The sequence below is a fragment of the Bradyrhizobium niftali genome (genome assembly GCF_004571025.1).
Classification (GTDB): domain Bacteria; phylum Pseudomonadota; class Alphaproteobacteria; order Rhizobiales; family Xanthobacteraceae; genus Bradyrhizobium; species Bradyrhizobium niftali.
In genome coordinates this window covers 520,034-533,770 of sequence record NZ_SPQT01000001.1, presented here as the reverse complement: position 1 = coordinate 533,770, position 13,737 = coordinate 520,034, and the positions used below count along the sequence as shown (strand labels likewise).

Annotated in this window: 15 protein-coding genes; 6 read left to right on the top strand and 9 right to left on the bottom strand. The window is 65.4% G+C overall.

Going from position 1 to position 13,737, the window contains the following annotated elements; all coding sequences use genetic code 11:
- Window positions 1-58: 58 nt before the first annotated feature.
- From E4K65_RS02365 to E4K65_RS02340, 6 genes are all read right to left on the bottom strand, one after another.
- Window positions 59-589, bottom strand: coding sequence for a flavin reductase (locus E4K65_RS02365; RefSeq protein WP_167770463.1), 531 nt, complete (start codon window positions 587-589; stop codon window positions 59-61).
- A gap of 8 nt (window positions 590-597) precedes the next feature.
- The gene (locus E4K65_RS02360; RefSeq protein ID WP_235885419.1) at window positions 598-1,836 is read right to left on the bottom strand and encodes a Zn-dependent hydrolase; all 1,239 of its coding nucleotides are present in this window, start codon (window positions 1,834-1,836) and stop codon (window positions 598-600) included.
- Between the two features lie 19 nt (window positions 1,837-1,855).
- Complete coding sequence (locus tag E4K65_RS02355; RefSeq protein ID WP_167770462.1) at window positions 1,856-2,737, bottom strand: alpha/beta fold hydrolase; 882 nt, start codon at window positions 2,735-2,737, stop codon at window positions 1,856-1,858.
- An 11-nt stretch (window positions 2,738-2,748) separates the two neighbouring features.
- Window positions 2,749-3,894 carry a pyridoxal phosphate-dependent aminotransferase gene (locus E4K65_RS02350; protein ID WP_135172736.1) on the bottom strand — a complete coding sequence of 382 codons (1,146 nt, stop codon included), beginning with the start codon at window positions 3,892-3,894 and terminating at the stop codon, window positions 2,749-2,751.
- A gap of 7 nt (window positions 3,895-3,901) precedes the next feature.
- The gene (locus E4K65_RS02345) at window positions 3,902-4,681 is read right to left on the bottom strand and encodes an SDR family oxidoreductase (RefSeq protein ID WP_130371377.1); all 780 of its coding nucleotides are present in this window, start codon (window positions 4,679-4,681) and stop codon (window positions 3,902-3,904) included.
- A 68-nt stretch (window positions 4,682-4,749) separates the two neighbouring features.
- Window positions 4,750-5,673, bottom strand: a complete 924-nt coding sequence (locus E4K65_RS02340; protein ID WP_135172735.1) for a GntR family transcriptional regulator — start codon at window positions 5,671-5,673, stop codon at window positions 4,750-4,752.
- Window positions 5,674-5,690: 17 nt separating this feature from the next.
- Between E4K65_RS02340 and E4K65_RS02335 the strand changes: the two genes are divergently transcribed.
- From E4K65_RS02335 to E4K65_RS02310, 6 genes are read left to right on the top strand one after another with little or no spacing between them, the layout of a single operon-like run.
- The gene (locus E4K65_RS02335; protein ID WP_135172734.1) at window positions 5,691-6,554 is read left to right on the top strand and encodes an ABC transporter ATP-binding protein; all 864 of its coding nucleotides are present in this window, start codon (window positions 5,691-5,693) and stop codon (window positions 6,552-6,554) included.
- Window positions 6,551-7,342 (top strand): class II aldolase/adducin family protein, encoded by a 792-nt coding sequence (locus E4K65_RS02330; protein WP_135172733.1) that lies wholly within the window; start codon window positions 6,551-6,553, stop codon window positions 7,340-7,342. The genes E4K65_RS02335 and E4K65_RS02330 overlap by 4 nt, the downstream gene beginning before the upstream one ends.
- Window positions 7,343-7,365: 23 nt before the next feature.
- Window positions 7,366-8,382: an ABC transporter substrate-binding protein gene (locus E4K65_RS02325; RefSeq protein ID WP_135172732.1), complete on the top strand. Its 1,017-nt coding sequence runs from the start codon at window positions 7,366-7,368 to the stop codon at window positions 8,380-8,382.
- Complete coding sequence (locus E4K65_RS02320) at window positions 8,379-9,194, top strand: ABC transporter permease (protein WP_135172731.1); 816 nt, start codon at window positions 8,379-8,381, stop codon at window positions 9,192-9,194. Before E4K65_RS02325 ends, E4K65_RS02320 begins: the two co-directional genes overlap by 4 nt.
- Complete coding sequence (locus tag E4K65_RS02315) at window positions 9,191-9,949, top strand: ABC transporter permease (RefSeq protein ID WP_135172730.1); 759 nt, start codon at window positions 9,191-9,193, stop codon at window positions 9,947-9,949. Before E4K65_RS02320 ends, E4K65_RS02315 begins: the two co-directional genes overlap by 4 nt.
- 4 nt (window positions 9,950-9,953) lie before the next feature.
- Window positions 9,954-11,258, top strand: a complete 1,305-nt coding sequence (locus tag E4K65_RS02310; RefSeq protein ID WP_135172729.1) for an LLM class flavin-dependent oxidoreductase — start codon at window positions 9,954-9,956, stop codon at window positions 11,256-11,258.
- Here E4K65_RS02310 and E4K65_RS02305 read toward each other — a convergent pair.
- From E4K65_RS02305 to E4K65_RS02295, 3 genes are read right to left on the bottom strand one after another with little or no spacing between them, the layout of a single operon-like run.
- Window positions 11,255-12,184, bottom strand: a complete 930-nt coding sequence (locus E4K65_RS02305) for a dihydrodipicolinate synthase family protein (protein WP_235885418.1) — start codon at window positions 12,182-12,184, stop codon at window positions 11,255-11,257. The two genes, E4K65_RS02310 and E4K65_RS02305, sit on opposite strands and share 4 nt — an antisense overlap.
- A gap of 15 nt (window positions 12,185-12,199) precedes the next feature.
- Window positions 12,200-13,000 (bottom strand): amino acid ABC transporter ATP-binding protein, encoded by an 801-nt coding sequence (locus E4K65_RS02300; RefSeq protein WP_135172727.1) that lies wholly within the window; start codon window positions 12,998-13,000, stop codon window positions 12,200-12,202.
- Complete coding sequence (locus E4K65_RS02295) at window positions 12,997-13,728, bottom strand: amino acid ABC transporter permease (protein WP_135172726.1); 732 nt, start codon at window positions 13,726-13,728, stop codon at window positions 12,997-12,999. The genes E4K65_RS02300 and E4K65_RS02295 overlap by 4 nt, the downstream gene beginning before the upstream one ends.
- Window positions 13,729-13,737 lie beyond the last annotated feature (9 nt).

The window sequence follows — 13,737 nt, the reverse complement described above, 5'->3', positions numbered from 1 at the left end:
TCTGTCCATCACATGGAGGCAGCTGTTGGATCGGCCGGCGATGGCCGCCAGCGTCCCCTCAGGATGCGTCAAGAGCGGATTCGGGTCCAGCCCCGGCCGGATCGGTCACCCCGATCGTGTGGTAGGCGCGGCCGAAATAAATCAGATTGTCGGTGCAGCCGGATCGTTGCAGGGCCACGACGCGGCAGAACAGCACGTCATGCGTGCCGACATTGACGATATCGGCAATCCGGCAGTCGAACGCCGCGGCGCAGTCGGCCAGCACCGGCGCACCGGTTGCGAGTGTCGACCACGCGGCCGCGGCAAACCGTTCCTCGGCGGGCACCTTGCCGCCGAACAGCCGGGACAGCGGCTCGTGCCGGGCCGCGAGCACGTTGACGCACACCACCTTGTTGCGCGTCACGCTGGCATAGGCCGAGGACGCGCGGTTGATGCAGACCAGAAGCGTCGGCGGATCGTCGGTGACGCTGCAAATCGCGGATGCGGTGAATCCGGCGCGACCGGCGCTGCCGTCGGTCGTCACGATGTTGACGGCCGCGCCGAGACAGGCCATCGCATCGCGGTAGTCCTGTGGGGCCACGTCCTGCATCGGCGTCCTCACGCCGCAATGCAAGGCGCAAACGCGAGCTCGCGCAGCACCTGTGCCAACACGGAGGCGCCGGCGGCAACATGATTTGGCTCAGCCCATTCGTGCTCGACATGGCTTGCGCCGTCGCGGCACGGGATGAAGATCATCGCGGCCGGGCAAACCTTGGCGAGATGACGGGCGTCGTGACCGGCGGCCGAGAGGATGGCCATCGCAGGATGCCCCTGCTCTCGCGCGGCCTCCGCGATGCTTGCCCGCAGGCGTGCATCGAACGCGTTTGACGGCGCATCGACGAGCGGCGTCACCGTGACCGTGCAAGGTGCGGCGTTCTCGTGGCAAAGAGCAGCGATGCGCACGCCAGCGGCATTGAGCACCGCATTGTCAGGATGGCGCAGATCGATGCTGAAGCTGACGCGCGAAGGCACCACCGACGGCGCATTCGGCGTGACGGTGACCCGGCCGATGGTGAACTTGATGTCGGCATCGACCGTGCCGATCTCCGCATGGAGCGCGGTCGCCATCCGGGCAAAGGCCGCGAGCGCGTCCCGCCTCTCCTGCTGCGCCAGCGTGCCGGCGTGTCCCTCGGCGCCCTCGACCACCACCTGAAACGTCTTCTTGCCCTGGATGCCGGTGACGACACCGATGGTGCAGGCGGCCGCCTCCAGCAGCGGCCCTTGCTCGATGTGCAATTCGAGATAGGCTCCGGCCGCAAAGCCGAGCGGCCGGTGCGGCAGATCAGGAAAAGCCTGGTGGAGGCTGGCGAGCGCTTCGCCGACGCTGATGCCGTCTGCATCGCGCGCGGCGCGGATGGCGTCCATATCGCGTTCGCCGGTAAAGGCCTCCGAACCCATCATGCCCGGGGCGAAGCGCGAGCCTTCCTCGTTCATCCAGGCAACGATGATGACATCGCGTGCCGGCCTGTCACCCTGCTCGGCGAGCGAGACCGCCGCCTCCAACGCCGCCATGACACCGGCCGCGCCGTCGAATTTGCCACCGGTCGGCTGGCTGTCGAGATGACTGCCGAGCAGGAGCGGCGGCGCGGCGCGATCGCGCCCGGCCAACGCCAGGAACAGGTTTCCCGCGGCATCCGTCGACGGCGTCAGGCCCGCCTCGCATGCCCAGCCGATGACGCGGCGCCAGGCGGCAATCTCGCCGTCACTCAGTGCCTGACGGTTGACCCCGCCGGCGGGCGTCGCGCCGATCTCGGCGAGCGCCATCAGGCGGGTCCAGAGCCGATCGGCGTTGATCAAGGTGCTCGATCCCATCGACCTACTTCGTGCGCATGATCTGACCCGGCAGCGCGCGCGGATCGCGCGGCAGCCATCGCCCGGCCTCGACCTGGGCAATGAACTCCGCGAGCAGCGCGTTGAACGCCGCCGGCTCTTCCAGATTGAGCGTGTGGCCGGTCTTGGGGAAGACGGAGAGACCGCAGGCCGGAATGGTCTTCTTCAGGAAGATGCCGGGCTGCAGACAATGATCGTCCTCGTCGCCGACGACGACCAGCGTCGGCACCATCATCTTCTTCAAGCCGCCCTCGAGATCGTAGAAAGACGGCCGCCGCGCCTGGACGCCGCGCATGGTGTTGGCAGCGCCGCGATCGGAATGGGTGGCGAGGCGATCGGCGAATTCCTGCCAGCCGCGCGGATCCTTGTTCTGGAACTGCACGCGGCTCGCGCCAAGCGCATAGATCTTCGAGAATTCCTTCGCGCCCTGTTTCTCGAAATTGTCGGCGACTTCGCGCGAGACGCCGCGAAAATACTCCTCGAACTCCTTCTCACAGCCATAGCCGGCGCCAGCCACGGTAAGTGACAGGGCGCGTTCCGGCGTGCGCAGGCCGAAATGCACCGTGCAGAAGCCGCCCATCGACAGGCCGACGATGTGCGCCTTCTCGATCTTGAGCGCATCGAGCACGGCGACCGCATCGTCAGCTGCGATCGCCTGCGAATAGGCCTCCAGGCTGTCAGGCACATCCGACGGCGAATAGCCGCGCGCGGCGTAGGTGATGCAGCGATGGCGCCGGCTGAAATAACGCAGCTGCGGCTCCCAGCTTTCGTGATTGCCGCCGAATTCGTGGATGAAGAGGATCGGCGTGCCCTCGCCCGCCTCCTCCACATGGAGCTTCACACCGTCTTTGGTGGAGATCATCGTCATCGGCATCATCCCTAGAATTGCGCCGGCAAGTCGTTGAGCGTGCGCGCTTGCGCAACCAAGTCCGGCAGCAGCGTGCAGAGCTTTTCGACCCACGCCTGCGGCACGGAGGTGCTGATCTTGACGAAACGGTCGCCGAAGCGCTGCGTGTGATACGTGCCCTGGCGGATCATGATGCCTTGCCGGCGATAGCACTCGACCAGCGCCTCGGGACGGATGCCCGCCGCGATGGTCTCCAGCACCAGAAAGTTTCCGTGCGAAGGCATGATCGGCAGCGCCAATCCTTCAATCGCCGCAGCCGCCTCCTGGATCATCGCCTTGTTGGCCCGGTCGGTGCTGCGAACCTTCTTCATCCATTCGGCCTTGACGGAGAGGCCCGCCTGCGCCGCGCGCTGGGCGATGACGCTCGCACCGAGCACGCTCGTGGAGGTCTGCGCCAGCTCCTCGAACAGATCGGGAGCAGCGACCAGAGCACCGATGCGGAGGCCGGCAAGCCCGAGCCATTTCGAAAAGCTGGTCGAAACGACCGAGCCTTGCGGCGCCACGTGAAGCGCCGGCGTGTGGCCATCGGCGAAATCGCGGTAGGTGCAGTCGTGCACCAGCAGCGCGCCGCAATCGCGCGCAATCGCCGCAAAACTCTCGATCTCCTCGCGGGTATAGCGGATGCCGAGCGGATTGTTGGGATCGACGAGGTAGATGATCGCGGTGCGCTCATCGACATTCGCCTTCAACGCCTCGGGCGTCAGGCGGTAGTTGCAGGCCGGATCGTAGATCGGAATCTCGATTACCTCGGCGCCCTGCTGGCGCGCGAACAGACACGGCCATTTCCAGGTCGGATCGGTCGTCACCAGCGTCGTGCCGGGCTTGCAGCGCGCGCGACAGATCATCGCCAGCGCGTTGACGCCGCCCTCGGTCACCAGCGCCTCAGCGCCTGGTGTGCCGAGGTCGGCCACGATCGCAGCGCGCAGCGCCTCGAAGCCGAGCGGAGGGGCATAGGCGTTGAACTCGCCAGCCTCGATCGAGCGCAGCATCGCCTCGCGCACGGCGGGGTGGCTCTCGACATGGTTGGTGTTCTGGCCGAGCCAGTAGAGTCCCGGCGTCGCCGAGAGCTCGTCGAAATAGCGGTTGCGGACCAGTGCCGCCGATTGAGGCTTCGACATCGGCGCCTCAGATCACCGAGCCGCGAGCGGCGATGCCGCCGTCGATCGTCACCACGGTGCCGGTGATGTAGCCGGACCTCGGCGAGGACAGGAAGGCGACGAGATCGGCGACCTCCTCCGATGTCGCCGGCCGCTTGCCGGGATATTTGTCGAACAACTCTTCCCAGCGGCTTTCGTCGCCGAGCATGTCGATCGCCTTGCGCTTCATGATCTTGAGCATGCGGTCGGTGGCAACCGGCCCCGGATTGACCGCGACGACGCGCACGCCGTGATCGAGGCTGCGGCCGCCGAGCGCCTTGGTGAAGGACATCAGCGCGGCGTTGCCGGTCGAGCCCGCGATATAGCTCGCGTCCCAGTTCTCACCGGAATTGCCGATAATGTTGATGATGACGCCGTCCCTGCCCTTCATACGCGGATAATAGAGACGCGACAGCGTGATGTAGCCGAACACCTTGAGATCGAAGCCGCGCCGCCAGGCCGCGTCGTCGAGGATTTCCAGCGAGCCGGCCGGGATGTCGCCGGCATTGTTGATGAGGATGTCGATGTCGCCGACCTCGGCCGCGAGCTTCTCCATCGCAGCCGTGCTCGACAGGTCGAGCGCGTGGATGGTGATCTTCACGCCATGGCGCGCTTCGAGCTGCTTCTTGGCCTCGAGCATCGCCTCGCCGTTGCGGGCGGCGAGATGCAGATGACACCCCTCCGCGGCGAAGAGCTCGGCCACCGCAAGTCCAATTCCTTTCGACGCGCCGGTGATCAGGGCGGTCTTGTTCGTCAGCTTCAGGTCCACTCCGGGTCTCCAGGATGCAAGCTAGATATACAAGGTCTAGCAATTTGCATACCAAGCGACATCGGAGGTCATTCGAAGGCGGCGAGGAAGTCCAGAAGGTTGTCGCCGAGCAGGTTGACGTGGTCCCGCATGGCGCTGTGCGCCCGCTCCGGATCATGCGCCAGGATCGCTTGCATGATCGCCTCGTGCTCGCGGATGGTGTCGGCGATCCGGTTCGGCATGCGCGTCACCCGGCGGCGATACGCCGCCACCTGGTTGCGCAGCTTGCGGGTCTGCTCGGCCAGGAAGGCGTTGCGCGAGGCCTCGTAGATCGCCTCGTGGAATTCCTGGTTGATGTCGTAGAAAACGTCGATGTCGCCGGTTTCACCCGCCGCCACAAGCCGCTGGTGAATCTCGCCAATTTCAGCCCCCCAGGCCTGGGAAACGCGCCTTGCGGCGAGCCGCGCGCAGAGCCCTTCCAGCTCCGCCATGACCTGGAACATCTCGATCAGCGCCTGCGCCTTGATGCTGCGGACGGTCGCCCCTTGCCGGCCGCGCAGCTCGACCAGATTGTTGGCGGCCATCAGGCGGAATGCCTCCCGCACCGGCGTGCGCGAGACGCCGAAGCGCTGCGCGATCTCCTGCTCGTCGAGCCGGCTGCCCGGCTCGAGATGCCCCGCCGCGATTGCCCCTTCGAGCTTCAGGCGCAGGCTCTCGGCGAGCGTCATGCCCGGGCTGGCCGGCAAGGCTTCATGCCCATTTTTCACGCGCCTGCCTCCAGCATGTGCACCAATATCCGCCATCATGTTTCTCCGATATCGACATACGTATACAAAATGGCACCAATCTTCCAGTGAACCGGCCGATTTTCTCGCGGAGACGGGCTCAGCTCCGAGATAACCACCTTCGAACTCGCAAATCTTATGCCTGATTTGCCGAGAAATCGCACTGGCACACGAGTTGCTAAGAGATTTCGACGCGGCCCGCTTTCGTATGCGAATGGCCGCCGCCATTATACAAGGACATCCCGGTGCAGGCTGCCCGCCTCCCCCATCCCGGACCGGCCACCGAAGCCCCGCAGGCGCAACCGAAGCCTGAGCCGCTGCTCGAACTGCGTGCGATCAACAAGACCTTCGGTCCCGTCGCGGCGCTGTCGGGACTCCAGGCGAGCGTTGCCCCCGGCGAGTTCGTCACCGTCGTCGGCCCGAGCGGCTGCGGCAAGAGCACGCTCTTCAACATCGTCGCGGGCCTCGAGGAGCCTGATACCGGCGGCATCCTGCGCTTCGAAGGCAAGAGCTGCCATTCGGCCGACCTGCTCGGCCGCGTCTCCTTCATGCCGCAGCGCGACCTGCTGTTTCCCTGGCGCAACGTCGTCGACAACGCCATCCTCGCGCTCGAGGTCGAGGGCATGCCGCGCGACCAGGCGCGCGCCAAGGCGCTGAAGATGCTGCCCGAGTTCGGGCTCGCCGGCTTCGAGAAGCAATATCCCAATCAGTTGTCCGGCGGCATGCGCCAGCGCGTCGCCCTGATGCGGACCTTCCTGTTCGAACGCGATTTGATGCTGCTGGATGAGCCGTTCGGCGCGCTCGACGCGCTGACGCGGGCGATGATGCAGCGCTGGCTGCTCGACGTCTGGCAGAAATACCGCCGCACCATTCTCTTCATCACCCATGACGTCGACGAGGCGATCTTCCTCGGCGACCGCGTGCTCGTCATGACCGCGCGTCCCGGCTCGGTGAAGCTCGAACAGGTCGTCGACCTTCCCCGCCCGCGCCGGCCCGAGATCGTCACCTCGCCCGAATTCGTGCGCCTCAAGCGCACGCTGCTCGATGCCATCGAGGAGGAAAGCATGAAGTCGTTCCAATCCTCCATCGCGCAGGAGAAGACGCCGTGAACGCGATGTCAGCGAGAGAACCGCAAGCCGCGCCGCGCGGGATCGAGCCAGCCGAGTGGGATGCCCGGATCAAGCTCGCGGCCTGCTATCGCATGGTCGCCAAGCTCGGCATGGACGACCTGATCTACAACCACATCTCCCTGCGCGTGCCCGGCCACGAGGACCAGTTCCTGATCAATCCCTACGGCCTGCTGTTCGACGAGATCACGGCGTCGAGCCTGGTGAAGATCGACACTGGGGGTAACAAGCTCGACGACACGCCGCAGGCCGTCAATGTTGCGGCCTTCGTGATCCATGCCGCGATCCACACCTCGAACCACGATGCTGTCTGCGTGCTGCACACCCACTCCGACGCGAGCGTCGCGGTCTCAGGGCAGGAGAAAGGCCTGTTGCCGCTCAGCCAGTTCGCGATGCGCTTCTACGACCGCCAGGCCTTCCACGACTACGAAGGCGTCGCCATCGACCTCGATGAGCAGGTTCGCCTGGTGCGGGATCTCGGTCCGCACAAGGTCATGCTGATGCGCAACCACGGCATCCTCACCGTCGGCCGGACACCCGGCGAGGCCTTCATGCTGCTCTATTATTTCGAGCGCGCCGCGCGGATCCAGCTCCAGATGCAAGCGGCTGCCGCGGCCGGCGCCAAGCTGGTGATGCCGCCACACGAGGTCTGCGAGAAAGCCGCGCGCCAGTTCTGGGAATTGCAGGGCGACATCCTCGTGCCCGGCGAACGCGAATGGCCGGCGCTGATGCGCCAGCTCGACCGCACCGATCCGTCCTACCGCAATTGATTTCCACCGCCTGGAGTATGACCATGTTGAGCCGACGCCACGCTTTCTCTGTCCTCTCCGGCATCGCACTGGCGACCGGCTCGCTTGTCACGGCCGCGCCCGCGGCCGAGTTGCAGAAGGCGAGCCTGCGCCTGAAATGGCTGCCGCAGGCGCAATTCGCCGGCTTCTATGTCGCGGCTGCCAAGGGCTACTACAAGGCCGAGGGCATCGACCTCACCATCAATCCCGGCGGGCCCAACCTGCTCACCGAAAACCTGGTCGCGACCGGCGCCGACACGTTCGGTCTGTCCGGCGGCACCGACAGCGTGTTCGCGGCGCGCGACAAGGGGCTTCCGATCGTCTGCATCGGCGTGTCGCACCAGATCACCCCGTTCATCTTCGTCACCCGCAAGGACGGGCCGGTGAAGACGATCCAGGATTTTAAAGGCAAGACGGTCACCACCTGGTTCACAGGTGCCAACCATGTTCTGAACGGCATGCTGGCCAAGGAAGGCATCAAGCCGGACGAACTGAAGATCCAGCCGCAGCAGGTTTCGGTGACGCCCTTCGTCGACGGCAGCGTCGATGTGGTCACGGCGACCTATTACAACGAGTTCTACACCATCCAATCGCGCATGCCGAAGGACAGTTTGAAGACCTTCGTCGCCGAGGATTACGGCATCACCTTCCCGCGCGACACGCTGATCGTGGCCGAGGCGACCGCCAAGGAGAAACCGGAGCTGGTCAAGGCATTCCTGCGCGCGTCGCTGAAGGGCTGGAAGGATGCCTTCGCAGATCCCAAGGGCGCCGTCGACACCATGATGGCCACAGCCCCGACGCTCGACCGCGCGCAGCAGGAATTCATGCTCACCGAAGTGAAACGCCTGATGACATCCGGCGCGGCGGCGAAGAACGGCATGTTCTGGATCGATGCCGACGCGGTCAAGACCGCCCACGACTTCTTCCTGAAGTACGGCGTGATCTCCAAGCCGCTGGATCTTGCCGCCGCGTATGATGCAAGCTTCATCCAGGGCGTTCCGCAGGCGGACCGGCTGCCGTGAGCAGCCCCGTGGCGACATCGCTTGGTGAAGCCGGCGCGGCCGCGCGGTCGATAGCGATGCCGGCTCCGCTGCGCAAGCTGATCCGGCTCCTGCTCGGTCTCGTTGTCGCGGCGGTGATCTGGGAAGGCGCGGTGCAGCTGTTCGGCATCCGGCCTTATTACCTGCCGCGCCTCAGCACCATCCTGATGGCGATAGCGGCGACGCCTCGCGCCTATGTCGACGGTTTCCTGCGCACGCTCGCCGAGACCCTGATCGGCTTTGCGTCCGGCGGCGCCTTCGGCGTGCTCATGGGCGTCGTGTTCTTCCGCGTCCGCGCGCTGCGCGAGATGGTGTTTCCGATCTTCGTGGTGTCGCAGACCATTCCGGTCATCGCCTTCGGGGCGCTCGTGGTGCTGTGGTTCGGCAATACGCTGCTCGCCAAGGCGATCATTGCGTTCTATCTGACTTTCTTTCCGGTGACGGTGAACACGCTGCTGGGCCTCGAAACCGTCGATCCCAAGCAGGTCGCCTTGATGCGCAGCTTCGGCGCCTCCAACCGCCAGCTCCTGCTCCGCTTGCAGCTTCCAACCGCATTGCCACAGATCTTCGTCGCGCTGCGGCTCGCCGCATCGCTGAGCTTGGTCGGGGCCATCGTCGGCGAATGGTTCGGCGACACCACCGGGCTCGGCGTACTGCTGCTCCAGGCCATGTTCACCGAGAACGTCGTCGCGATCTGGGCCGCCCTGCTCGCCGCCGCGTTACTCGGCACCGGCTTCTATGCGGTCGTCGCCGCGGTCGAGCGACGGCTGGTGTTCTGGAACGCCGAGCAATGAGCCGCGCGTTTGCCTCACCTTCGCTCGCCGTCCAGCGCGGCATCCTGGGCGCCGTCCTCCTGGTCGCATGCTGGGAAGGCGCGGCGCGCGGACTGCATCTGCCGGCCTATGTTCTGCCCGCCGTCAGCGACATCCTCGCCGGCCTCTGGTCCAAGCGCGCGACGCTCATTGACGCTGCCGGCTACACCCTGCTCGAAGCGCTGGTGGGTTATGGCCTCGGCTGCCTGATCGGTATCGGCCTCGCCGTCGCGATCGCATTGGTTCCGGCGCTTCGCAGCGCGATCCTGCCGCTCGCAACCGCGATCAATTCGGTGCCCGTGGTCGGCTATTCGCCGCTGATCCTGCTCTGGTTCGGCATCGGCGTCAGCTCGAAGATCGTGATGGTGGCGATGGCGGTGAGCTTCACCATCCTGCTCTCGATGCTGGCCGGGCTCGACCGCGTCGACCGCCGCGCCGTCGATCTCATGAAGAGTTTTGGCGCAAGCCGCTTCGGTGTGCTGTGGCGCCTGCGCCTGCCGACCGCCCTGCCGCTGCTGCTCGCCGGCATGCGCGTCTCGACCGTGCGCAGCGTGATCGTGGCGATCGTCACCGAGATGCTCGGCGCGCATGGCGGGCTTGGCTGGGTGATCTACCAGGCCGTGCTCCAGATCGACTTCGTCCAGGTCTGGGCGGCGATCTTCGTCGCATCCGCGGCGAGCCTCGCCTTCTTCGGCCTGATCGGTTTCCTCGAACGCAAGATCCTGTTCTGGACATGACGCCATGAAACGACAGATGCATCTCGGCCTGTTCATCCTGGGTACCGGCAGCCACGTCGCCGGCTGGCGCTATCCCGGCGCAGTCGACAGCTTCCAGGACTTCGCGGCGATCCAGGAGATCGGCCGCACCGCCGAGCGCGGCAAGTTCGACCTGATCTTCATGGGCGACAATCTCTATGCCGACGCCGCCGCCCATCCCTCCTACACGCTGCGGCTCGAGCCGTTGACGATGCTGGCCGCGCTCGCGACTTCGACCAGCCATATCGGGCTCGGCGCGACCGTCTCGACCACCTACAGCGATCCGTTCTCGGTCGCGCGCGTGTTCGCCTCGCTCGACCACATCTCCGGGGGACGCGCGGCGTGGAATGCGGTGACGACGGCCAATCCGGCCACGGCCGCGAATTTCGGCACCACCCATCCCGACCACGCGCGACGCTACGAGATGGCCGGCGAATTCCTCGATGTCGTCAAAGGCCTGTGGGACGGCTGGGCTGACGATGCCATCGTCGCCGACCGCGCCAGCGGCCTCTACATCGACCCGGCAAAACTCCGCCCGATCGACCATGACGGCGCGTTCTTCAAGGTGAAGGGCCCGCTCAACATCGGCCGCAGCCCGCAAGGCCGCCCCGTCGTGCTGCAGGCCGGCGGCTCCGAGGCCGGCCAGGCTCTCGCCGCTCGCACCGCCGACATCGTCTTCTCGGTGGTGCAGGACATCGAGGAGGCCAAGGCCGGCTACACGTCATTGAAGACGCGACTGCCGGCGTTCGGCCGCAGGGCGGACGATGTCACGGTGCTGCCGGGCGTGATGCCGGTCGTCGGCCGCACCGACAAGGAGGCGTTCGAGAAGCTCAACGTGCTCCAGAGCTTTGTCAGCGGCAGCAATGCGCTCGCGATCCTGTCCGACCGCTTCGGCCGGGACATGTCGGCCTACGATCTCGACGGCCCGATCCCGGACATCGCGCCGTCCGACAGCTATCACAGTTTCGCCAGCGTCATGCTCGCCAAGGGCCGCCGCGAGAACATGACGCTGCGCGATCTCTACAACCTCACCGCCGCCGCTCGCGGCCATTGGGTGCTGTGCGGCTCGGCCGAGCGCATCGCCGACACGCTCCAGCTCTGGTTCGAGGAGCACGCCGCCGACGGCTTCAACGTCATGCCGCCCTATTTCCACGAAGGGTTCGCGGATTTCGTCGAGCTCGTCGTACCCATCCTGCAGGAGCGTGGGCTGTTCCGCGCGGACTATGAGGGGACGACGTTGCGGGATCACCTCGGCCTTGCGCGGCCGGCCAATCCGTTCTTCCAGGCCTAAAGCGCGCCGGCGATCCGAAGTGCCTGTTCCAGCGCCCGCAATTCGTTCGCCATTGCCGGCGGCTGCGGCGGTCGCGCCGCGTCGCATGAGAGACGCCCAAGCAATTTCAGGCAGGCCTTGAGCCGCACCGTCGCGCGTCCTCCCGGTGCATCGCGATAGATCGCGACCGCAAGCGGATATAGCTTCTCGTGCGCGGCGCGCGCCCGCTCCCAGTCTCCGGATTCTGCCGCGTTCCAAAGGCTGACGACAAGCTCCGGCACGACGCAGGCGAGGCTGACCTGGCTGCCGGCCGAACCGACGAGGTAGCTTGTCAGCAGATGTTCGTCACCGGAGCCGAGCACAACGAACTCCGGACGCAGCTTCTGAATCAACCTCAGATTCTGCTCGTAGGTCGCGACCTCCCAGCTGCCTTCCTTGATTGCGACGAAGCGGCGATCGGCGATGAGCTGCTCCAGCAGCGGCGGCGCATAGGCCATGGCTCCCGCACCAACTGGTGCAGCGTAGAGCATCAAGGGTGCGGTTGTCGCTTCGCGGATATGGCGGTGATGCGCGATGACGCAGTCATCGGCGTGACCGAGCGCCCAGCTGTTGGGAGGGAACACCAGAAGTCCGTCCGCGCCCGCCCGCTCCAGCACAGCCGCCTCTCGCGCGGCCTCCAGGCTTGATTCGTGATTGACGCCAGAGACGATCAGGCAGTCTTTCGGTGCGTACTCGCGCGCCAGCTCCACCACGCGCTGTTTTTCGGCGAGCGACAGCACAAAATTCTCACCGGCGTGGCCGTTGACCAACAGCCCATTGATGCCCGGCGTGGACGCAACCGCGGCGAGATGCGCCGCCAGCTGCGCCTCATCTATCCCATAATCAGGTGTCATCGGCACGATCGTGGCGGCATGGATGCCGCGCAGGCGATCGCTGAATGTCCGCATCCCGCTCGACATCGGCTAGTGAATGATCTGGTCGAGGAACGTCCGCGCCCGCTCGGACTTCGGATGCTGGAAGAACTCCTCCGGCGCAGCCTGCTCCACGACCTTGCCCTCGTTCATGAACACGATGCGGTCGGCGACCTCGCGGGCGAAGCCCATCTCGTGGGTCACGCACAGCATGGTCATGCCCTCCTCCGCGAGCTTCTTCATCGTTTCCAGCACCTCCTTGACCATCTCGGGGTCGAGTGCGGAGGTCGGCTCGTCGAACAGCATGATCTTCGGCCGCATGCACAGCGCGCGTGCGATGGCGACGCGCTGTTGCTGGCCGCCCGAGAGCTGGCCGGGAAATTTCTCGGCCTGGTCCGGAATCCGGACCTTGGTGAGGAAATGCATGGCGAGGTCCTTTGCCTCCGCCTCCGACATGCCATTCACGGTCATCGGCGCCAGGATGCAGTTCTCCAGCACCGTCATGTGCGGGAACAGGTTGAAGCTCTGGAACACCATGCCGGTGTCGCGCCTGACCGCATCGATGTTCTTGCGCTGATGATCGAGCTCGACGCCGTTGACGTAGATCAGGCCCTCGTCGTGCTTCTCGATATGGTTGATGCAGCGAATGAGCGTCGACTTGCCCGAGCCGGAGGGACCGCAGACCACGATCTTCTCGCCCTTGGCGACCTTGAGATCGACCTGGTCCAGCGCGGTGAAGTCGCCATAGTGCTTGTAGACGGCCTCCATACGAACCGCAGGCACATCGCGCAATTGCGATTGCGCCGTTGCGCCTTCGACACCGCTAGCCGTATTCATCGATATCTCGCTCATGCCCGGGCCTCCACGCTCGTCTGCGCAACCGGTGCCGTCGCCGCGATCCGCCTGGACTTCGCGGCACTCGACCGGCCAAAATGCTTCTCCAGCCGGCGTTGAATCGCATCCCAGACCGAGGTGAGGATCAGGTAATAGGCCGTGGCCGCCGCGTAGACTTCGAGGATCTGGAAATGCTCCTGCATCAGCATGTCGCTGCGGCGCATGAGCTCCTCGACCGAGATCACCGAGGCGAGCGAGGTCGCCTTCAGGAGCGAGTTGATGGAGTTGCCGAGCGGCGGGATCATCAGCCGGAACGCCTGCGGCAGGGTCACACGGCGGAACGTCACCCAGGGCGACAGGCTGAGCGCCCAGGCGGCTTCGCGCTGCCCTGCCGAAACGGCCATGAAGCCGCTGCGCACGATCTCGGCGAGGTAGGCCGCCTCGTTGAGAATGAGCCCGACCAGCGCGCAGGTGATGACGGAGAACTTGATCCCGAGCTGCGGCAAGCCGCTGTAGATCACCACGAGCTGGATCAGCAGCGGCGTGCCGCGGAAGAACCAGATGTAGAAGCGCGAGAAGCCTGACAGCACGGGGTTGGACGACATGCGCATCAACGCGATGCCCATGCCGAGAATCAATCCGCCGATGACAGCCGCCACCGTCAGGCCGATGGTGACGAGCACACCCTTCATCAGGAAGTAGTTGAAGAAGTAGTTGACGGCGGCCGTCGGACTGAAATGGCTCATCGGCTCGTC